General features: G+C 38.2%; 21 protein-coding genes. 3 read left to right on the top strand and 18 right to left on the bottom strand.

Annotation, left to right across the window (positions count from 1 at the left end):
• Nucleotides 1–39: 39 nt before the first annotated feature.
• The 4 genes from MTP09_RS07590 to MTP09_RS07575 all read right to left on the bottom strand — a co-directional run bounded on the left by MTP09_RS07590 (nt 40) and on the right by MTP09_RS07575 (nt 4,396).
• Nucleotides 40–906 carry a sigma-70 family RNA polymerase sigma factor gene (locus tag MTP09_RS07590; protein ID WP_027376244.1) on the bottom strand — a complete coding sequence of 289 codons (867 nt, stop codon included), beginning with the start codon at nt 904–906 and terminating at the stop codon, nt 40–42.
• A gap of 485 nt (nt 907–1,391) precedes the next feature.
• Nucleotides 1,392–2,120, bottom strand: coding sequence for a DUF3784 domain-containing protein (locus MTP09_RS07585; protein ID WP_243547600.1), 729 nt, complete (start codon nt 2,118–2,120; stop codon nt 1,392–1,394).
• Between the two features lie 118 nt (nt 2,121–2,238).
• A complete protein-coding gene (locus MTP09_RS07580) occupies nt 2,239–2,649 on the bottom strand; it encodes a DUF6157 family protein (protein WP_243547598.1) in 411 nt (136 codons plus the stop codon).
• A 292-nt stretch (nt 2,650–2,941) separates the two neighbouring features.
• Nucleotides 2,942–4,396 (bottom strand): T9SS type A sorting domain-containing protein, encoded by a 1,455-nt coding sequence (locus tag MTP09_RS07575; RefSeq protein WP_243547595.1) that lies wholly within the window; start codon nt 4,394–4,396, stop codon nt 2,942–2,944.
• 107 nt (nt 4,397–4,503) lie between these two features.
• Between MTP09_RS07575 and MTP09_RS07570 the strand changes: the two genes are divergently transcribed.
• Together MTP09_RS07570 and MTP09_RS07565 are read left to right on the top strand one after the other, a co-directional pair.
• On the top strand, nt 4,504–5,367 hold the full coding sequence (locus MTP09_RS07570) for an aldo/keto reductase (protein ID WP_243547593.1): 864 nt from the start codon (nt 4,504–4,506) through the stop codon (nt 5,365–5,367).
• A 140-nt stretch (nt 5,368–5,507) separates the two neighbouring features.
• Nucleotides 5,508–5,861, top strand: a complete 354-nt coding sequence (locus MTP09_RS07565) for an RNA recognition motif domain-containing protein (protein ID WP_243547591.1) — start codon at nt 5,508–5,510, stop codon at nt 5,859–5,861.
• 86 nt (nt 5,862–5,947) lie between these two features.
• On the opposite strand, the gene MTP09_RS07560 is transcribed toward MTP09_RS07565, so the two are convergent.
• From MTP09_RS07560 to era, 6 genes are all read right to left on the bottom strand, one after another.
• Nucleotides 5,948–7,126 carry an acyl-CoA dehydrogenase family protein gene (locus tag MTP09_RS07560; RefSeq protein WP_243547590.1) on the bottom strand — a complete coding sequence of 393 codons (1,179 nt, stop codon included), beginning with the start codon at nt 7,124–7,126 and terminating at the stop codon, nt 5,948–5,950.
• A 74-nt stretch (nt 7,127–7,200) separates the two neighbouring features.
• Nucleotides 7,201–7,944: an NUDIX hydrolase gene (locus MTP09_RS07555; protein WP_243547588.1), complete on the bottom strand. Its 744-nt coding sequence runs from the start codon at nt 7,942–7,944 to the stop codon at nt 7,201–7,203.
• Between the two features lie 98 nt (nt 7,945–8,042).
• A complete protein-coding gene (locus tag MTP09_RS07550) occupies nt 8,043–8,555 on the bottom strand; it encodes a hypothetical protein (protein ID WP_243547586.1) in 513 nt (170 codons plus the stop codon).
• Nucleotides 8,556–8,644: 89 nt separating this feature from the next.
• On the bottom strand, nt 8,645–9,109 hold the full coding sequence (locus MTP09_RS07545) for a hypothetical protein (RefSeq protein WP_243547584.1): 465 nt from the start codon (nt 9,107–9,109) through the stop codon (nt 8,645–8,647).
• 220 nt (nt 9,110–9,329) lie between these two features.
• Nucleotides 9,330–9,758 carry a DoxX family protein gene (locus MTP09_RS07540; RefSeq protein WP_243547580.1) on the bottom strand — a complete coding sequence of 143 codons (429 nt, stop codon included), beginning with the start codon at nt 9,756–9,758 and terminating at the stop codon, nt 9,330–9,332.
• A 65-nt stretch (nt 9,759–9,823) separates the two neighbouring features.
• Complete coding sequence (gene era, locus MTP09_RS07535) at nt 9,824–10,699, bottom strand: GTPase Era (RefSeq protein ID WP_243547577.1); 876 nt, start codon at nt 10,697–10,699, stop codon at nt 9,824–9,826.
• Nucleotides 10,700–10,821: 122 nt separating this feature from the next.
• Here era and MTP09_RS07530 point away from each other — a divergent pair, with 122 nt between their 5' ends.
• Nucleotides 10,822–11,502 carry a T9SS type A sorting domain-containing protein gene (locus MTP09_RS07530; RefSeq protein WP_243547575.1) on the top strand — a complete coding sequence of 227 codons (681 nt, stop codon included), beginning with the start codon at nt 10,822–10,824 and terminating at the stop codon, nt 11,500–11,502.
• 4 nt (nt 11,503–11,506) lie between these two features.
• Here the strand turns inward: MTP09_RS07530 and MTP09_RS07525 are convergent, their stop codons facing one another.
• The 8 genes from MTP09_RS07525 to MTP09_RS07490 all read right to left on the bottom strand — a co-directional run bounded on the left by MTP09_RS07525 (nt 11,507) and on the right by MTP09_RS07490 (nt 20,551).
• Nucleotides 11,507–12,274, bottom strand: coding sequence for a class I SAM-dependent methyltransferase (locus MTP09_RS07525; protein ID WP_243547572.1), 768 nt, complete (start codon nt 12,272–12,274; stop codon nt 11,507–11,509).
• 92 nt (nt 12,275–12,366) lie between these two features.
• On the bottom strand, nt 12,367–12,837 hold the full coding sequence (gene tnpA, locus MTP09_RS07520) for an IS200/IS605 family transposase (RefSeq protein ID WP_243547570.1): 471 nt from the start codon (nt 12,835–12,837) through the stop codon (nt 12,367–12,369).
• A gap of 117 nt (nt 12,838–12,954) precedes the next feature.
• A complete protein-coding gene (map, locus tag MTP09_RS07515) occupies nt 12,955–13,764 on the bottom strand; it encodes a type I methionyl aminopeptidase (RefSeq protein WP_243547568.1) in 810 nt (269 codons plus the stop codon).
• A gap of 68 nt (nt 13,765–13,832) precedes the next feature.
• Complete coding sequence (locus tag MTP09_RS07510; RefSeq protein ID WP_243547565.1) at nt 13,833–14,192, bottom strand: four helix bundle protein; 360 nt, start codon at nt 14,190–14,192, stop codon at nt 13,833–13,835.
• Nucleotides 14,193–14,222: 30 nt separating this feature from the next.
• On the bottom strand, nt 14,223–14,654 hold the full coding sequence (locus MTP09_RS07505) for a BT0820 family HAD-type phosphatase (protein ID WP_243547563.1): 432 nt from the start codon (nt 14,652–14,654) through the stop codon (nt 14,223–14,225).
• 92 nt (nt 14,655–14,746) lie between these two features.
• On the bottom strand, nt 14,747–15,724 hold the full coding sequence (locus MTP09_RS07500; protein WP_243547560.1) for an acyl-ACP desaturase: 978 nt from the start codon (nt 15,722–15,724) through the stop codon (nt 14,747–14,749).
• A 124-nt stretch (nt 15,725–15,848) separates the two neighbouring features.
• Nucleotides 15,849–18,245 (bottom strand): T9SS type A sorting domain-containing protein, encoded by a 2,397-nt coding sequence (locus tag MTP09_RS07495; protein WP_243547558.1) that lies wholly within the window; start codon nt 18,243–18,245, stop codon nt 15,849–15,851.
• 5 nt (nt 18,246–18,250) lie between these two features.
• On the bottom strand, nt 18,251–20,551 hold the full coding sequence (locus MTP09_RS07490; protein WP_243547555.1) for a T9SS type A sorting domain-containing protein: 2,301 nt from the start codon (nt 20,549–20,551) through the stop codon (nt 18,251–18,253).
• Nucleotides 20,552–20,598: the final 47 nt, after the last annotated feature.

Genomic DNA, 20,598 nt, shown 5'->3' with positions numbered 1-20,598 from the left:
ACCTCAATTTGGGGTTCCTTTTCTGTTGTTGCTAAAAAATTATTTACCGAGATAAGATTTCAGAATCTTGCTTCTGGTATTGTGTTTCAATCGTTTGATCGCTTTTTCCTTAATTTGTCGAACACGTTCTCTCGTCAGATCAAAGGTTTCACCGATTTCTTCCAAAGTCATCGGATGTTTGCCATTCAGTCCGAAATAAAGCCGAACCAAATCTGCTTCTCTCGGAGTCAAGGTCTGCAATGCTCTTTCGATCTCAATCTGCAGCGATTCCAGCATCAAGTCTTTGTCTGGACTTGGTGATTCTCCCGAACGCAAAACGTCGTATAAATTGGAATCTTCACCTTCAACAAGCGGTGCATCCATCGAGAGGTGACGACCGGAATTCTTCATCGATTCCTTAATGTCTTCCTCGCTCATATCGAGAACTTCAGCCAATTCTTCGGGAGACGGTGGTCGTTCGTTTTCCTGTTCAAGGTGTGCGTAAGCTTTGTTGATCTTGTTGATTGAGCCAATCTTGTTCAGCGGCAGACGAACAATTCTCGACTGTTCCGCCAATGCCTGCAGAATCGACTGGCGAATCCACCAAACCGCATAAGAAATAAACTTAAAACCTCTGGTTTCATCGTATCTTTTTGCGGCTTTCATCAAACCGAGATTTCCCTCGTTGATCAAATCGGGGAGTGATAATCCCTGATTCTGGTATTGTTTCGAAACAGACACCACGAAACGCAAATTCGCCTTGATCAGTTTTTCCAGTGCAACCCGGTCTCCTGCTCGGATTTTCTGTGCGAGTTCCACCTCTTCATCGGCGGTAATCAGGTCCACTTTCCCGATTTCCTGTAGATACTTGTCAAGCGATGCGGTTTCTCTGTTGGTAACCTGCTTTGTAATTTTTAACTGTCTCATAGAAAAAAACAATCCAGTTTAAGGACTGCAATAGATTATACGACAGGAATTTGGAAAAGGTTACAAAACTTTCAAAATAAAAGTATTAATTGATTTTTTGGGCGACTATTTCCGTCTTCCGTTCCCGCTTTTTTTCTTTGGCCAACCCATTTTCCATCAAAAAGAAAAAAGAGCTCCACTCAAGCCGGGTCGCGGTTTTCGCTGTGTTGGAAGGAAGCTTTTCAATGTACATTTTACCAATGTAGCAATGTAACAATCGGCTTTCGGCAATTAGTTTTCTGCTTTCTGCGGAAAAAGTATTGGCGAAGTGCGGGTTAAGAAGTTGAAAATGTTCAACTTAGACTACACTAAGCAAAAAACTTTTTCGTGGAACTAAATTACAGAAAAAATGTGGAACGAAAAGTTTTTTTGCGACAAAATACAAACAAATCTTTCTATTAAGACTTTAACCCCGCATTTTTCCAATACTATGGTAGCAGAAGTTTTTATTTGCTTATCGCAGTTTTTAAATCTTTGAAAACAATATTGTTAGATTTTTCTTTTGAGGAATAATATATTTTTTGATTGTCTTCGGTTATTATATAAATTAATGGATATTTATCAGAATTGATAAATAACTTAACTTTTTCTCCAGTTTTAGTTTTAAAATAACCCTTTTTTACATTCTGTAATGCAAAACCATTCATTTTGTATGAAATTTCAGGAAGTTCATTTACTAGTTTTATTGATTTTATATCGCTTTTTTTCAATTCCATTCCATAATCTCCTTTTATTTTTATAGTATTTCCTGTTATGTCTATATTATTATCATTTAGACTATTTAAGAACATTCCTGCAATAGTAATAAAAACAACAACTAAGAAAATCATGGTCATAATTGTTTTTCTATTAGACTTTTTATTATTTAATTTTGAAAATTGATTCCCTTTCCAAACAAAAAATATATATGCAATTATGGGGTAGGTTGTCATAACGATGCCGCTCCAATCTGGATCAATAAAATAATAAACAGATAAGCAAATAACGAATAGAGAGAGTCCTAGAAAAATATGAAAATTTCTGAAGTATGGAATGTACGATTTTATGTCGAATTTTCCTCTCTCATTTTCGGACATTGTATTATATCCAGAAAGTAAATATTTGGCATTTTTTTCAGTAATTATAAATCCTATTCCGATAAATAGAATACTTAAAATTGTTATTGGAACTATCATTGGTGTAAAATTTCTGCTAACTCTATGCTTGCTGCAATCGGCTGTCGGCAACGCTCGAATAGAAAAAGCCGAAGGGTTTAATATTAGTAACCGTAGATGAAATCCATGGATTATGGAATTACTTCGCCCTTTTCGTGCGCATCGCCTTTACCTTCTTCACCGAATCATCTTTCAAAAAATTTTGATATTCCTCACTTTCCACTGGAAAAAACGCAATCTTTCCTTCCGCATCCGAATGCACGCCGAAACCATATCTTTTTCCCAATGCGGATGAACGAAAGCAGGGTTGACCTTTTGAGAAAAAATTTCTGCGGGCTTCATCGCGTTCATCTTTGCCAATTTCATTTTTGATCGCAAAACATTCGAACAAAACCTCGTCGGAAGTGTATTTGTACGGATTTTCAAGAACCATCTCCAGCTGAATATTGGCCAAAGTCTTGTTTCTTTTCACAGGCGGAATCTCAGCTACGGAAACAGGGCAGTCTTCTGCAACTTCTATAAAGGTGTTTTTGTAATTGGTTGTGTGCATTTTCATTGGTTGAAGATAATCAATTTCTTGTACAAATTTGCTTTCTAAATTCAGAATATTAAATCGCAAAGCTTTTCTTTTCAATATTCAAAATTCAGGTAAGCAAAGTCTGTGGATAAATCCACTGTTGAAGCGACCGCTTCATCAATCCGCCTTTGGCGGAAAAAACTTTGTACCCTTAAAATAGGGTAGTTATTTTGAATAAAAACTTTGCGATTATTTCATGTAACTAAAAAGAAAAACTCATCCCAAAAAGATTGAGATGAGTTTTGCCTATTTTGAGATCAATTAATTATTTGATGATCAGCTTTGAGCTGGATTTCTTGCCTTCGGACTGATAAAGAAGCACATAAGTTCCTGAGGTTGCTTTTACAGAAACCCTGTTTTTACCTTTGTTCACAATTCCGCTGTAAACGATTTTACCTGTCATATCAGTAACTACGATGTTTCCAGATTTTTCAGCATCAAAAGTAAAGGTTCCGTTGCTTGGATTTGGGTAGATGCTGTTTTGTGCAACTGCAGCATTGCTTGTCGCCAATGGAACTGCACATAAATAAGGACTGAAGGTAACCAATCCTAAAGTAGCGATATCAACTTGGTGCGTAATCACTTCTTCAACCATCGCGTCGGTAGAAAGCTCGCCCTCTCTCCAACAGTTGTTGGTTGCAGAAACCGCATTTGGCGTGTTGTTGTAAAGCGCATAAATCACTCCGCTGTTTCCGTTGTCTTTGAAAACGTTATTCCCAACGCTTCCCAAACTTCCTCCACCAAGGTCGGCCACTTTGTTGTTCACAAGTGTAATTCCCCATAAATGTCCGCGAATCTGGTTGTTTTCAATTTTAAAGGAACCGCTTCCGTTCAGGTTAATTCCGCTACCTCCGTTGTTGGGAACAGTTTCTACGTTATTATTAGTTAGGATATTATTGGAAATCGTACCTGAAGCATTATTCCCTGTAACCGTAATTCCGTAGCGGTTGTCGGTTACCGTATTTCCGTCGATCAAAACATTATTAGTGGTGCCTAAAAGACCAGATACCGAAATTCCGCCCACTTTGTCGTTGGCTCTGTTTCCGATGATGGTATTGTTCAAAATTTTTGAAAGTCCTCCCGCTCCGCTTGGTCCCATGTTAATTTGTGGACGGTTGGAATTAAGTTTGGTGTTTTGGAACAAGTAGTTGTTAGAAAATTCAAGCGCTACGGTCTGGTTTGCTCCAGAAGCAACCGCGGGTAGATCGTTCTCAATAAACTGAGAATTTTTCACCACGGGATTTCCGGTCGAGAAATTAATTGCTGCTCCTGTTGATTGACCAGACTTGTTAAATTGTACGATACAGTTGTCCATCAGAAAATTTCCGGTCAACGACTGAATTCCACCTCCATATTCAAATGTAGTGTTTTTGAAGGTCACGTTTGCTGTGGACTCCAAACGGAATCCTTTGAAAACAACCGCCGGATTGGTTGCTGTAATCAACAAATTAGTTGCGGTGGTATTATAAGTTCCTGCTACTGTCAGAACCAGACCACCATCGATTTTCAAGGTGGTATCTTCATCCATTAATAAAGTATCGTTTGCAGCAATGGTGATGTTTGCAGTCATTTGGTAGAAAGTTCCGTTGTTCACCAAAACAGTCGGCGCTGCTGCCGAAAGCGTTGAAAGGGTGTAGGTTGTCCCGTTTCCGGGAGTGGTAAACTGAGCGAAAATAAAAGTCGAGAAGACGCTCAGAAATAATAAAGACAATTTTTTCATTATATCAATTTTGGCTCAAAGTTAAAGATATTATGGTAAAGGCAATAATTATCGATGTTAAAAAGCCAGCTCTTTTTTTATAAATTTGGTTAAAATATTGAAAGCGTATGGATTATTCTGAAATCATTGTAGGATGCATGAGATGGGGAATTTGGGGAGCAAATCATAACGAGAGAGAAGTGCAGAAACTGATCGAAATCTCTTTGGAAGAAAACCTCACCACTTTTGATCACGCCGACATTTACGGAAATTATACGACTGCAAAATTATTTGGCGATACCTTCGCTGAAATGAAAATAGATAGGGAAGAAGTGCAGCTTATTTCAAAGTGCGGAATCGAAATGCCGTGTTCCAACCGCGGTTTCCAAATTAAATCTTATAATTATTCAAAGGAGCATATTATCAGTTCTGTGGAAAACAGTTTAAGAAATCTGCAAACTGATTATCTCGACTTGCTTTTGCTTCACCGACCATCGCCTTTGATGAATCCCGGAGAAATTGCCACGGCTTTCGGTGTTTTGCGAAGTAGCGGAAAGGTTTTGGATTTTGGCGTTTCTAATTTTTCAACCTCCCAATTTGATTTGATTAATGACCTTTTTCCATTAACAACGAACCAAGTCGAAATCTCGATTAATCACACAAACTCTTTCTATGACGAAACTTTAGAGCAGATGATGCGCAAGAAACTGAAACCGATGGCTTACTCCGTAATGGGAAATTACTTTACCGAAAAATCAGAGCAGAACTCCAGGATTGGGAAGATTCTTGATGAACTTTGCCAAAAATATGGTGCCGAAGAAAACCAACTTTTACTGTCGTTCATTTTAAAACATCCGGCAAAAATTCTTCCGGTCATCGGTACTTCCAAATCTGAAAATATCCAAAAGCTCAAGCAAAGCTTAAATATCAACCTCGAAAGGGAAGACTGGTTCCGACTCCTCGAAGCTTCAAAAGGGAAAGAGGTTGACTAATAAAAAAATAAAAGGTTGCAAATCTGATTTATAGTTGTATCTTGCACCCGTTTTTATATCCGAAATCAATATTTGTTCATCACTTTGTTGACTTTCATTTATAATCTCAACAGGTATTAATTTTTTTAATTTTTTTTAAGATGAACATTTTTGTTTCAAACATCAACTATGCAACGAAAGAAGAGAGGCTGCATGAATTATTTTCAGAATTTGGCGAGGTAACTTCTGCCAAAATTATCACCGACAGAGAAACCGGAAGATCCAGAGGATTCGGATTCGTAGAAATGGGTGACGAAAAAGGGAAAGCAGCAATCGAGCAATTAAACGGAAGAGAACTCGACGGAAAAGAACTTAACGTTTCCGAAGCGAAACCTAAAGAACAAAAACCAAGAAGAAGCTTCGACAACAACCGCGGCGGATACGGCGGAAACCGTGGCGGCGGTGGCTACAACAGAGGTGGTGGTTACGACAGAGGCGGATCCAACAACTGGTAAGATTAATGGTGAACACACCATATTCACAAAAAAACTTCAGAAATTTTCTGAAGTTTTTTTGTGAGTTAAATCGTTAAATTCAATATCTAAAACGCGTTGATTCCCGTAATATCAAGTCCAGTGATGAGCAGGTGAATGTCGTGCGTTCCTTCGTAAGTGATGACTGACTCCAGGTTTGCAGCGTGACGCATCATCGGGAACTCGCCCATGATTCCCATTCCGCCGAGAATCTGTCGCGATTCTCTTGCGATGTCGATCGCCATTTTCACGTTGTTTCGCTTTGCCATCGAGATTTGCGCAGGAGTTGCTTTGTGTGCGTTTTTCAAATTTCCGAGCTGTAAGCAGAGAAGCTGAGCTTTAGTGATTTCGGTTAGGAATTCTGCCAATTTTTTCTGCTGAAGCTGGAACGAGCCGATCGGTTTCCCGAACTGTTTTCTTTCTTTGGAATACTGAACGGCGGTGCAATAACAGTCGATTGCAGCTCCGATTACGCCCCATGAAATTCCGTAACGCGCAGAATTGAGACAAGATAAAGGTCCTTTTAAACCAACTACTTTTGGCAATAAATTTTCCTTCGGAACTTTTACATTATTAAAAACCAATTCACCTGTTTTGGATGCACGAAGCGACCATTTATTGTGGGTTTCCGGAGTCGTAAAACCTTCATAGCTTCGCTCCACAATCAACCCCTGAACTTTTCCTTCCTCATTTTTTGCCCAAACTACTGCGATGTCGCAAAGTGGAGCATTGGTAATCCACATCTTCGCACCGTTCAAGAGATAATGATCACCTTTATCCTCAAAGTGAGTTTCCATAGAACCGGGATCCGAACCGTGGTTGGGTTCAGTCAATCCAAATGCGCCGATCATGTCGCCACTCGCCAATTTCCGAAGGTATTTCTTTTTTTGCTCCTCCGAACCGAATTCGTTGATTGGGAACATTACCAAAGAACTCTGAACAGAAGCAGCAGAACGAACTGCAGAATCGCCTCTTTCCAGTTCCTGCATGATGATTCCGTAAGAAATCTGGTCCAATCCAGAGCCGCCGTATTCTTCAGGAATATACGGACCTAAAGCGCCGATATTTCCCAATTCCTTCATCAGTCCCGGAATATCGTGGTGGTTTTGTGCCGCCTCATCGATTTTTGGCATCACGAAACTTTCTACCCAATCCCTTACTGATTGCCGGATCAGTTTATGTTCGTCGGTTAAAAGTTCATCCATTAAATAGTAATCCGGAATGCTCGAAAGCGGGTAATAAGACATAATTTATTTGTTTTGTTAAAATTAAGGATTTTCTGAAGAGTAGGGAAGTGATTGCTCACCGAATTTGTGTGAACTTACTTTTTATCGGCAAACCGGTAAAGATAGGGTGCCTTGTTTGCGGAACCGTCGTAAAATTTCTCGAGCCGCTCCAGAGTATTAAGTGCAAGAATTTTTCTCTGAAAGTTATTTCTGCGAAGTTCTTCACCCAGAACGGTTTCGTAAACGGTTTGAAGTTCCTTCATCGTAAATTTTTCAGGCAAAAGTTTGCTGGCGACGATTTGCGTGTCGATATCTTTTCGGATATGTTCCAATCCTCTCTGAATGATTTCTTCGTGGTCAAACGCCATTTTCGGCAGTTTGTTGACCTCGAACCAGGCAATTGTTTCGTTGAGTGCACCCGGAAAAGAATCAACCAAAGTGAAGTCGATCAAACTGCAGTAGCCAACGGTGATGAATCGCTGAAAAATCCAATGGTCTTTGGAAACCTCGATTGCTTTGTTTTTCAAAAGAATTCTGTGGACGTTATTTTCGGTGCGGTCGATTTTTCCGAAGGTATGAAACTGGCTCAAAAAAACGTCTTTCAGCAAAGTTCGTTCGTAGAGAACCCGAGACGCAGCATCGTCTAGATCTTCATCATTAAAGACAAATCCGCCTGGAAGCGACCACAAATCCAGATCATGGTACTTAAGTAGGAGCACTTTCATTATCCCTTCATCAAAACCAAAAATGGCGCAATCCACAGAAATATGCTCCACAAAGTCCTTGGTATCAATAAGTTCCTGTAAGCTCTGCTTGTTTTTAGAATCATCAGTTTTCATACGAACCAAAAATAATGATTATTTTCTTTTTTTGAGACATAAATTTTAGCCAAAAAAAACAACCAGAAAATCTGGTTGCTCTTGAATTTCTAATCGTCTTACTTTGATGCAAATTTCTTTTCGAAATCTATACAGTCTGCTGATTTCAAACCGGCGGTTTCGTATTTCAGTTTTGCGGGATTTACATAGAATTCTTTGTTGCCTTCCGTTTTATGGTCGCCGATTCCTTCAATTAATTCACCGTTTTTTTGCAAAAAATAGATGTCGCGTTCGGAAGAAGTTCCTTCAGATTCAAAGCTGTAGGTTAGTTTCAGCGTGTCGCCACTTTTAATTCCCATCACATCGCCCATTGAGCTGTCTTTCTCAAAATTTTTATAGCGAAGCTTCCCCGTAATGGTTCCCAAGTTATCGTCGAGCGAGATAAACACGGAATCTTTACCTGTATTTCCGACATAACAGCTTTGTAAAGTTGATGGTTCCACAGGTTCGTGAGTTTCAGGAACGGTCATCGAATCGGGTGGAGTAGTGCTGGTTTGCACCGATTGCTCGGATTTTTTCTCACAACTTGCCACAGCAAAAGCGACAAATGCGGCGATCAACAGATTTTTCATAATAAAAAGGAGTATTTTGAAGAAAGGTTAAATTTAATGAAAATTTGAGAATTCATGAAATCCAAAGATTAACATTATGTTAAATTGAGTTACTTCGGACAATCCGTTTTTGAAAATACGAAACTTTTAGAGTAGTCTATTTTCGCTGGATCTGCGAAGACGGTTGTCGAATCGTTCTGTTTCTTAATTTCGCCGACACCTTCGTAAAGCTTACCGTCTTTTTCCAGAAGATAAATATCGTTGTGCGAAATGTAACCCTCGGCAATTGTTCTGGCTTTAAGTTTAATGGTGTCTCCGGATTTAATTCCTATGAAAGCTCCAACAGAACCGTCGGTTTCGGAATTTCTAAAATCAATTTCTCTAGAGATTTTTCCGCCAGAATCTGTTAGAGAGATTCTCACGGAATCCTGACCAATTACAGACAGATAGCAAGTCGTTGAATTTTCTAATCGCTGAGAATCGGCTGTAGGATTTTTTTCGGACAAGACTTCAGAATTTTTCTTGCAGCCGAAAACAATTAGAAACATGGAAATAATTAAAAACAACTTTTGCATGATGTGAGAGATTGGTTCTCAGCTATTGGGAGTGAATAAACTACGCCAAATATAGATTGTGTAGATTAGTTATTTTAAAAGAGGATATATACATGTTAAATATGTTAAACTGAAATCATATACAATTGTAAATCAACAGATTAAAATTTCCTATAATTTATATTATGTTAAATGGAATATTCCTGAACAACCAAAAACACATTCTATAAAAATTAATGAATTACCACCGGGATTCCCTTCTTTTGCTAATCATTCCGTCAATAGAATATTTTCCTGGACCGAAAGCAAACAATAACAGATATAAACACAGGTAAAGCAAGCTCATTTCCCTTTTAGCAAAGGGATCACCGCTGTGTACCACGAACGCAGCAATAAACATTGCGAAGGTCAAAAAGAAAACTGCAATTCTTGTGAAGAGCCCTAAAATGATAAATATTGAACAAACAAACTCGGCGAAAACTGCGAGAACCAAAGTCGCTTTCGGACCCATTCCCAAAAAGTCAAAGAACTGGATTTCTTCTCCCGAAGTAAGCATCTGTAGTTTCGGAAACCCGTGCGAAATCATTGCAAACCCAATGAATATGCGTACTACAAGAAGGAAAATATCCACCAGAAAAGGGTTGCTTTTAGTTGAAGTGAAATAATTCATTTCGTAAATTATAACCCAAAAATACTAAAATTCCTTATATCAAGCGATATAAGGAAGTTTTTTTATCATCGGTATCCGAAGTTCTTCAAATCCCGTTCATTTTTTCGCCAGTCTTTTTTCACTTTTACGAAAAGATTGAGGTGGATTTTCTTGGCAAAAAACTTCTCAAGATCGATTCTCGCTTCTGTTCCCACTTTCTTGATCGCTTCGCCTTTATGCCCGATAATAATACCTTTCTGTGTGTCACGCTCCACATAAATAATCGAGTCGATGAAGATGATTCCCTCTTTTTCCTTGAACTGTTCGGTAACTACTTCCACAGAATACGGGATTTCTTTCTCGTAATTCAAAAGGATTTTCTCGCGGATCGCCTCGTTCACAAAAAACCTTTCCGGTTTGTCGGTAAACTGATCTTTGTCGTAGTACGGCGGATTTTCGGGAAGCAGCGATTTCAGTTTTGGCAGGATCACTTTGGTATTAAATCCTTTCAGCGCAGAAATCGGCAGAATTTCCGCTTTCGGAATCCTCTCGTGCCACAACTCCATCGTTTTTTCAAGTTCTTCCTGGTTGCTCTCGTCGATTTTATTGACTAAAATCAGTACAGGAACGGGAATCTTGTTCAGTTTTTCCACTAGAAACTCAAACGGTTCAGTCTTGTCGGTAATGTCCACAATAAACAGAAATACATCGGCGTCCTGCAAAGAATCCTTCACAAAATCCATCATCTTTTCCTGCAATCCGTATTTCGGATCCAAAACTCCCGGTGTGTCAGAAAACACGATCTGCAGATCCTCCTCATTATAAATCCCGAAAATACGGTGTCTCGTTGTCTGCGCTTTCTGGGTAACAATCGCGAGCTTCTCTCCCATCAGTTGATTCAGAAGGGTTGATTTTCCCGCATTTGGTTTTCCTACGATATTTACGAATCCTGCTTTGTGCATGTATTTGATCAAAAAAATATTAGTTTGAAAGGTGTCGAGAAATTGTTTTTCCCGTAAAAAAATATTTGCAAAGGTAGTGAAATGATTATTCAAAAATAAACTGTAGATTTGAAAGAAAAATCATGAAAAAAGCTCTACTTTTCATTTTGATGGCAAGCTTCTGTTCCGCCCAACATCCTGATTTAGTGAACAATAATTGGAAAATTACTTTTGTTGAAGATGAATTGCATCCGTCGCCATGGTTTGCTCCTCCAATGACTTATAATCAGGTTACTAAATTTTCCACAGTATCTCCGCAGTTGAGTTCTTCCTTTTTTAATTTGATTTCGGCAAACTTAGATTACATAGGACAAGATAGTTTTACCGTAAGCAATAAAACATGTACCAATGAGGTTTATACAGGTGACAATGGTGAAGTAAACCAGTTTTTTAGTTATTTATGTACATTTTTTGAATCTTCTTTTATATTCCATTATTACATTCAAAATAACGGCAATACGAAGACTTTAGTGATAACAACTCCTATATTTCAACAAATGCATTTCGAAGCGACTAATCTTACTGTGGAAGACAATAAGTTGCCAAATTACAGTATTGCACCAAATCCTGTGAAAGATTTCTTGACTGTGGAAAATACAAGCGGAATCAACACTGTTTCAGTTTTTGATATCTCGGGAAAATTGGTGTACCAAATGAAGTATGATCACGCAAAAACACAAAAAATAGATTTACAGAGTCTAAAAACAGGAACTTATTTCATCAAGGTTAACAACGAGAAAATGTTCAAGATCGTTAAGGAATAAACGCTTACTTCTTTGAAACGACAGGGAGAATCTCGTTCTCCATCAAGCCAAATTTCTGGGTTTCCTCATTTGAATATTTTCTTGAATAGAAATTGATATCTACTTCAAAACCAACGGATTTAAGTCGCTCGAAATAGTCCATTCCGTACCAGCGGACGTGGTCGTATTGCCCGAAATGTTTCTGCCTTTCCTTCGGATCTTTAATGGAAAAATCCTCGTAGGTTTTCTCAAGAGAATTCTTCATTGGCACCTGAAAAATTCCCCACCCTCCTTTTCTCATCACACGGTAAAGCTCGCTCATCGCTTTTCTGTCTTCCTCGATATGTTCCAGAACATGGTTGCAGAAAATGATGTCGAAACTCTCATCTTCAAACGGCAAATCCAGAATATCGGCTTTCACATCCACAATCGGTGAAAATAAATCTGCCGAAGTATAATCCAGATTTTTCATTTTTTTGAATTTTCTCAGGAATTCCTGTTCTGGTGCGATATGGAGAACTTTATAATTCTTGGTGAAGAAATCTGTTTCGTTCTGAAGATACAGCCACATTTGTCGGTGTCGCTCCAAACTGAGCGTTCCCGGTGAAAGTGCGTTTTCCCGTTGTTTTCCGTAACCGTAGGGAAGAAATTTCCGGTACGATTTCCCGTCAATGGGATCGTAAAATTTGTTTCCTTTAAAGAACTGATAAATCAGTGGACGCAGCAAAATGCTTAAGTTGATAAGCATCGGCCGCGGAATTTTGTTTAAAAGGAATTTGGCTAGTTTTTTCAATTAAAGGAAGTTTAGGGAAGCGGCGAAGCCGCGAAATGTTGGTAGAAGATTTGCAGTGCAGGTTATTGAGGTGCGAAGCACCGACATGTTGGTTATATTAAATCATTAAAAATATACTCTTGATTAAAATCAATATCAAATTTTGTCAAAAATTCAATATATTCTTCTTTGAAAGACTTTTTGTGATGATGCTTCTCCTGATTATTAATATAGTTGATTACATCATTAACTTGCGATTTACCGTAAGAAAAAGCTCCATATCCTTTTTGCCATTCAAATCTTGTTGACAAGAATTTTTTTTCATTAATGAATCTAGAAGAATTGGCCTTAATTTCCATTACCAAATCGGATACAGATTGTTTTGGTCTCATTCCAACCAAGATATGAACATGATCCGGCATTGAATTTATTACCAATAATTTGTGATTGTTATTTTGTACTATTCCTGTAATATATTTATGAAGTTCTTCTTTCCAATCTTCCTGGATTAATGAATCACGAAATTTCACAGCGAAAACAAATTGGATGTGTATTTGTGTGTATGTAGCGTTTGAATCAGCCATAATTTATCATATTACCAACATGCCGGTGCTTCGCACCTCCTTTTAACACCATATCAATACTACCAACATTTTGCGGCTTCGCCGCTCCTTCCTTTCAATTTCATTTATAGAAACAAATTAAAAATCCAATGTAAATGGCGCTTCTTCATCACTCACAATTCCCAAAGCTTCGTGAACATATTTGAAGGTAGAGAGCAAAACTGGTTTGCCGTTGATGATGCACACATCGTGCTCGAAATGTGCTGAAGGTGAATTGTCGCGGGAAGTAACCGTCCAACCATCGTCGTGGAATTTTACTTCGTGGGTTCCAAGGTTGATCATGGGTTCGATGGCAAGTGCAATGCCGTCTTTCAGGACTTTTCCGCTCCCTTTTTTTCCGTAGTTGGGAACTTGCGGATCCTCGTGCATTTTCCTTCCCAAACCGTGACCGACCAATTCCCGAACAACTCCGTATCCATGCTTTTCACAATAAGTTTGAATTGCGTTGGAAATATCTCCCACCCTTTTTCCGCGAACGCACTGTTCGATTCCTTTGTAGAGAGATTCTTTGGTAACTTTCAGCAATTTCTTGGTTTCGGGAGCGACCTCTCCAACTTCAAAAGAATAAGCGTGGTCGCCATAGAATCCGTTCATATAAACACCGCAGTCAACGGAAAGGATATCGCCTTCAACCAAAGGTTTGTCGTTGGGAATTCCGTGCACCACTTCTGCATTTGGTGAAATACAAAGGTTTTTCGGGAATCCATACATTCCGAGGAAAGCAGGTTCGCCACCGTGATCGCGGATAAATTCGGCACCAATCTTATCGAGGTGATTGGTGGTAACTCCCGGCTTTATCTCTTTGGCGATAATTCCTAAAGTTTTTGAAACGAGTTGCGCGCTTTCACGCATGAGACGAAGTTCGTCGAGGGTTTTGAGTTGAATCATTTTTCTTAAGACAAAAGATAAAAGGAAAAAGATAAAAAGAAAAAACAAAGGCAAGAATGAAACAATAGTTAAGTTTCGTTTTCGTCATCTTTTGAATTCCGTAAAATTGCTCCAAGAATATTTTTTAGCTCAGAGCTTTCTTGCAAAAGTCGGTCTAATTCTTCGGATTTTACATCGCTTAAAGCATCGATGATTCTTAACCAATAATTCGATTCCCTCGCTTCTCGAAGAGAAATTCTGATTTTGTTACGAAAATCTTTCTTGGACGATCCTGCCTGTGATTCTTCATAATTTGCACCAACTGAAGCACATGACTTTAATAGCTGAAATCTTAGCATTTTATATTCAGGATAATCAGGCAAGTTTCGCAGAAACTTGATGACTGCGATACCAAAATTAAAGGTTCTTTGTAACAAATCATTCTTCATTTTTGTCTTTTGCCTTTTATCTTGTGTAAATTACCAAAAAAGTCCTTTCTTTTTTTCTTTTTTCATTTTGGAATAAGGCAGCACTTCATTTCCTTCGACACGGAACTCAATTCTCTCGTTGATGATATTGTAGATTTCGCCCCATCCGGGGAATCCGCCGAGGTTTCGGTCGTCGATGAAAAGGTCTGCATCAATTTTTCTGGAAGCTTCTGAAGGGTCAAAAACTTCTCCTTCAAATGATGAATTCACCGCATAAAATTCCACCCCGTTTTTGCGGCAAAATTCTACAGCTTCGTCTAATGTTTTTCCGTGGCGGTAAGTCCACAGGATTAAGCGGTAACCTTCCGACTGTAATTTTTTCAGAGTTTCGAAGGCAAAGGTTTTTGGTTTTCCGATTCCCGGGTATGCGTCTTCTACAACGGTTCCGTCGAAATCAATGGCTAGTTTTTTATTACTTTTCATAGCGTGAAATTTAGTTTTTGCAAAGATATAAAAATAAAAGGGTCATCAAAAAAGACGACCCTCAAAACAATATAGTTTGATATGATTTGGTGTTAAGATTTCACCCACTTGAACTGGTACTGCAAGTCGGGAGTTGCAAGCCGGTCGGTAATCCGCTGAAGCCGCGAAGGAAGTTTCATTAAATATTCCTGTGCTTTCTGCGCCTGTTCGTTGAGTCCGGAGATATGTTCTATTTTCCAGTCGGTAAGAAGTTCGCTTAGGATATTGATGTAGTCCTGTCCGGTGTAAACCATTGCTCTTTGCGCCGCATCAGAAAAATGTGCCCAAAGTTCGCCGGCTTTTTGGCCGCTTTCCCGCATCAAATGTGCAGGCATCACGATTTTCTTTTTCATCATATCCTCAAAAGCGAGCATCATTTCCGATGGATCGAGTTCGAAGATTTTGGTGACAAAATGTTTGTAAGCTTTTGCGTGTCGTGCTTCGTCAGCTGCGATTACACCGCACATTTTGGCAAGTTTTATGTTCCCGCTTTGTTTTGCGAAAGTCCCCACTCTTCTGTGGGAAATATTGGTTGCCGTTTCCTGAAAACTTGTGTAAACAAAGTTTCGGTACGGATCCAAGGAAGTTCCCAAATCAAACCCGTCCTGAATTAAATATTGCGTGGTGATTTCAATTTCACGCATGTTTACTCTACCGCATAGATAAAGATATTTATTGAGCAAATCTCCATGGCGGTTTTCTTCGGCGGTCCAACTTCGCACCCATTGCGACCAACCGGTGCGGTTTTCCTGTTCTACTCCATCGATTCCCATGATCCAGGATTCGTAGCTTGGTAACGCTTCTTCGGTAATACAGTCGCCAATTAATGTTACAAAAAGGTCATAACCCATTTCCTGAGCATAAGTTTGGAGTTCCTCAACATCATGTTTGAAAGAATCCGCAGATGGATCAGGAAGAAAATCAGTAGGTTGCCAAATTTTCTCAACCGGGGTTAAATAGGAAGAAATAAAGTTTCCAACCTCTTTTCCCAGCGTTCTCATCACTTCAATCCTTACTAATTTATTGTACATTCTTTCTTTTTCAGAGGTACAAATATAAATTAAAAATATTATTTACAACATAGCTTTCGCAAAAAAGCCGGAAAAAATTCCGGCTTAAAAACATCTCGATGTTGTTCGAAGATTCTTGGCTATTTTATTTCTTTATAATTTTCCCGTTTGCAATCACGTTTCCAGAGTTTCCTTTTACCTGATAAATATAAACTCCTTTCTGAAGGTCGGACTTGTTGAGCGTATTATTTCCTTTCAATAAAATGGAAGAAGAAACCAATTTTCCGGAAATGTCATAGAAATTCACCACCGAATTTTCATTTAAGGAAATAGTAAAGTTCTCATTAAACGGATTCGGATAAACTAAAACCTGATTTTTAGAAATATTATTCGAAGCCAACGCCCCGAAATTCATCACAGAAAATGGCGAAAAACTTGTGATTCCCGTTGCAGAGATTGTAAACGGATCGGTTCCTGAAACTGATCCCGAGTTTTCTTCATTCCAGCTTCCGTTTAGATAATGTCCCACTTTCGCGGAATTTCTTGAGAAGGACGAATTTTCCTGGGAAGCGTTCCATCCCAAAGACAGATTGACGTTGCTTCCGCCTGCAGTTGCTTCCGAAATTTCCCAGGTGGAATTTACCGCGCCGTTTGTGGTGTTCGAGATTCCGTCGGAAACTCTTGCCGAAAAAGTATCGGAAGTCCCTGAATTTGAAATGGAAATCGGGTTGTAATTTGTAGCAGTTCCGATTGGCAGATTTACTGTTCCTCTTGCTGCGTCGAGGTTTTCGATGTTTACGGTTCCGGTTCCGTTGGTGACGATGTAGTGACCTGAAGCCAATGTGCTTCTTGATATGTTTGAATTTCCGCCTTTTAAATTAAGATTGTTGTTGTTTAATGTAATGTTCGCGCCGAGGTTTAAATATCCGCCAATATTTAGGTTTCCAGAAGAAAGATTGAGCGGAGAACTTACGTTAACATCCTTACCAAAAGAGTTGGTGTCTATATTTAAATTAAATCCTGCAGGAATGTTTACCAGATCCTGAATTCCTGGAGCCACGCCAGAATTCCAGTTGTTAGGATTGCTCCAGTTGTTGTTGGTTACACCGTTAAATGTATAATCTCCTTTAAATTTGTAGATAAATTTTCCTGAGGCGTTTTTTGCAACAAAGTATAGTACATCATTCAGCACGAAAAACATACCTGGTTCGGATTTATTCGCTACGACATAAGGAGAAGTCAATCCGCCAGGATAAATGTCAAAAATCATTCTTGTATTCTCAGGTTCGCCATCGGATTTCCATAGTTCAATATTATTATCCACTTGATTACTACCAATAGTGGTTTTGTTTTCAGCTCTTTGAAAGTAGAGTGAATTTTGATAAAGAGCCATGGAGTTGCTTTTGAAGACATCTGAAATCTGTTTAGTTCCTTCCGGTGTTCCATCACTTTTCCAGATTTTACTTAAATAAGGCGGTGATATAGTGTTTTCCTGAAAATAAATGATACCATTGCCTAAAACACTAAGTTGTGGCAGATAATTATTGGCATCTTTTATTTTTTTTGTATTTGCTACCGTTAAATCCGTTGACCACACTTCGCGGTCTGTTCCATTAGCAAGCATGAAGTAGATGTGTTTTCCGTCATTAGCCATGTCGATGGAATTTCCATAAATTATTTTTCCGGTTTCAGGTCCGGGTACGGTCTCATAGAAAAGTTTGGTTCCGGCAGCAGTTCCGTCGGATTCCCAAAGTTCGGTTCCGCTTTCGGAATTGTTGCCCCAGAACATGAATTTTCCATTCAGCGGCATACTCATAGGACTGTAAACTGAAACTACTGAATTCGAGACGATGTTCTGGGTGCCTTCATCTGTACCGTCTGTACTGTGCAAAGTTCCGTCTGTAGCTGAAAAATAATACTTCCCGTTGAGTTTTGGTCCCGGCATTGACAACATAGGGATAGGAATTCCATTAGCAGTTAAAGGTTTTGTTCCCGCCACAGTACCGTCTGTAACCATTGTGGTATTGTAGGTTGAGAAAATAAGTTTGTCGCCTACATAATTGCTGTTTGTTTTGAACGCACCATAATGAGTATCTGTTAAAATAATGTTGAAAGCAAAATTGCCAGGTCTGGTCACCGTTAACAATTTCAGCGTTCCTGCCGCACTACCGTCTGTAACCCATAACTCGCTTGTGCTTTCGTTCACCGTATAATTAGTGTTGTAGAGCGTTTGCGTAGTGATGAAATATAGTTTGCTCTCCGTTTTATTGAAACTACCCAACATCATGGTAGAGGCTAAGCTTCCGGAATAATACCCTGGAAAACTTTTTATTTCCGTTATCGTGGTGCCGTTGAATTTTCGGAGTTCTACCGAAGATACAGTTCCGGCAGTTGATCCGTAAAACTCGTTGTTATAAATCATCGTGTCGTCGGTCTGTGTTGTGCCGAAACCGTTTGTACTGGTGTACGGTAAAACTTGCGACAATTGCGCACTGCAAAAAAATGTCAGTGCCAAAGCTAAAATTGTGTATATCTTTTTCATGACTTTTATTTTTTAATAATTTTCCCTGATGAAACCATATTACCATCTTTACCTTTAATCTGATAAAAGTAGATTCCCTTCTGGAGTGAAGATTTGTTCAATGAGTTGCTTCCCTTCACCAAAAATTCTTTTGAAATCAACTTGCCTGATAAATCATACAAATAAATTGATGCATTTTCATCTGTAGAAATATTTAAATTATCAGAAAATGGATTCGGATAAACAGAAACCTGATTTTTAGAAATATTATTCGCAGCCAACGCCCCAAAATTCATCACAGAAAATGGCGAGAAACTTGTGATTCCGGTTGCAGAGATTGTAAACGAATCGGTTCCTGAAACTGATCCCGAGTTTTCTTCATTCCAGGTTCCGTTTAGATAATGTCCCACTTTCGCGGAATTTCTTGAGAAGGATGAATTTTCCTGTGAAGCATTCCATCCCAAAGTTACATTTACGTTGCTTCCGCCTGCAGTTGCTTCAGAGATTTCCCAGGTGGAATTTACTGCGCCGTTTGTCGTGTTCTGAATTCCATCTGAAACTCTTGCAGAAAAAGTATCGGAAGTTCCCGAATTGGAAATTGAAATTGGGTTGTAATTAGTTGCTGTTCCGATTGGCAGATTTACTGTTCCTCTTGCTGCGTCGAGGTTTTCTACGTTTACCGTTCCTGTTCCGTTGGTAATGATGTAGTTGGTGGAATTGGCATTTGTAATTTTAGAATCGCTGCCTTTTAGGTTTAGATTGTTTCCATTTAGGGTGATTTTTGCTCCTAAATCTATATTTCCAGAAATGTTGAGTGAGCCAGAAGATATATCAATGGGTGAAGAAACGTTAAGATTTTTAGCAAAAGCACTTCCGTTAATTTGCAAATTTTGAGAGTTAGGGATATTTGCATCGTCTACAGATGAAGGCAATAACAAGCTATTCCAATTTTCTTTGTTATTCCAATTATTATCCTGCTTATTATTGTTGAATGTAAAATCCCCAGCAAATTCATAAAGGCACGGCATATAGCTTTTAGAGCCAAAGAAATACAGCCTGTCGTTTAGAACAAAAAAATTTGTTGGCCCAGAACTCATATTTTGGCTTTCGTCAATATTTTGTACCTGCACTGTATTTTCATTTGTTCCATCCGTTCTCCATAATTCAAAATCTGCAATATTTGGTAATGAATATTGAAACCAGTAGGAATCTCTAAAAAATCCAAATTTTGCACTCGTATTCATATTTGAAATGTCCTTTATTCTGGATTCTGAAATTAAATTTCCTGATAAAGTCATTTTCCTAAAATACAAAGAGGTATTAGATTCACTATTTTTTGTGTAAACTAAATAGATCAAATTATCATTGCACACAAATTGTTTAACATTTAAATCATATGTATCTATAATTTTTATTAAACCATCCGCTCCAAAACGATAGATACCATATGTTGTTGCATTATTTTTAGTTACAGAAAGTTTAAGATAGATGCCATCTTTTGAGATTGATCCTGAAACATTGTTCCAATCTGCATCTGACAAGTACTCTGTAGGCAATTCCAATACAACACTGCCTGTCACTGTATCTATACTATAGAAACCTTTTACTTTATTATATATACCCGCAAATAATATTTTATTACCAAATTTACCAAGCAAGTAACTTATTGAATTAGCAACTACAGTATAATCCATAACTACTGGATAGATATTTTCAAGCACTGCACCGTCATATTTATAAATTCCGTGCTCTGTATTTGTACTACTATTATAATTGTAAAAATAAAATGCATTGTTACAAATAAAATAAGTTCCTTGTCTATAAAGATTACTTTTTATAAGTGTAGAAACGGACCCATCTGTTTTATACAATGAATTATTTTTAAAATAGAAAAATTGTCCGTTTAGTTCTGAATCGTATAAAATTGCGGTTTGATACGAATAACCTGAACCAACTTGATTTATAATAATCGATGTGGCCTCATCAAGTTTTATTGTATTAGCATCGGTACCATCAGTTCTCCATAATTCAATAAGATTCGTTGTAGGATTTTTATCAGTAAAGTACATCCAGTTTGTTGTAGATTTAAACTGGTTAGAATAAAAAGCATTATCATTTGTCTTTTTTACAACTTTAGGTAAATTAATGCCATCAAAATACATTAAGTATCCTTGTGACTTATAAAATACTTTATTTTGCCAAATATCCGTCTTATAATTTATAAAATGACTTGCGTCTGGTACCCTAGTCATATATTGGATAAGCTTAGTTTGAGAGCTAACTAGAGAATAACATAAGACTAAAAATGCTGTATAAATATATTTCATAAAATGTTTTTTTTATGTTTTAATGTTTTTTATTAGCTAATAATTAC

Origin of the sequence: Chryseobacterium suipulveris, assembly GCF_022811685.1 — a bacterium.
Lineage (GTDB): Bacteria > Bacteroidota > Bacteroidia > Flavobacteriales > Weeksellaceae > Kaistella > Kaistella suipulveris.
The sequence above is the reverse complement of the archived record's forward strand: the minus strand, read 5'-3'. Positions and strand labels throughout refer to the sequence as shown.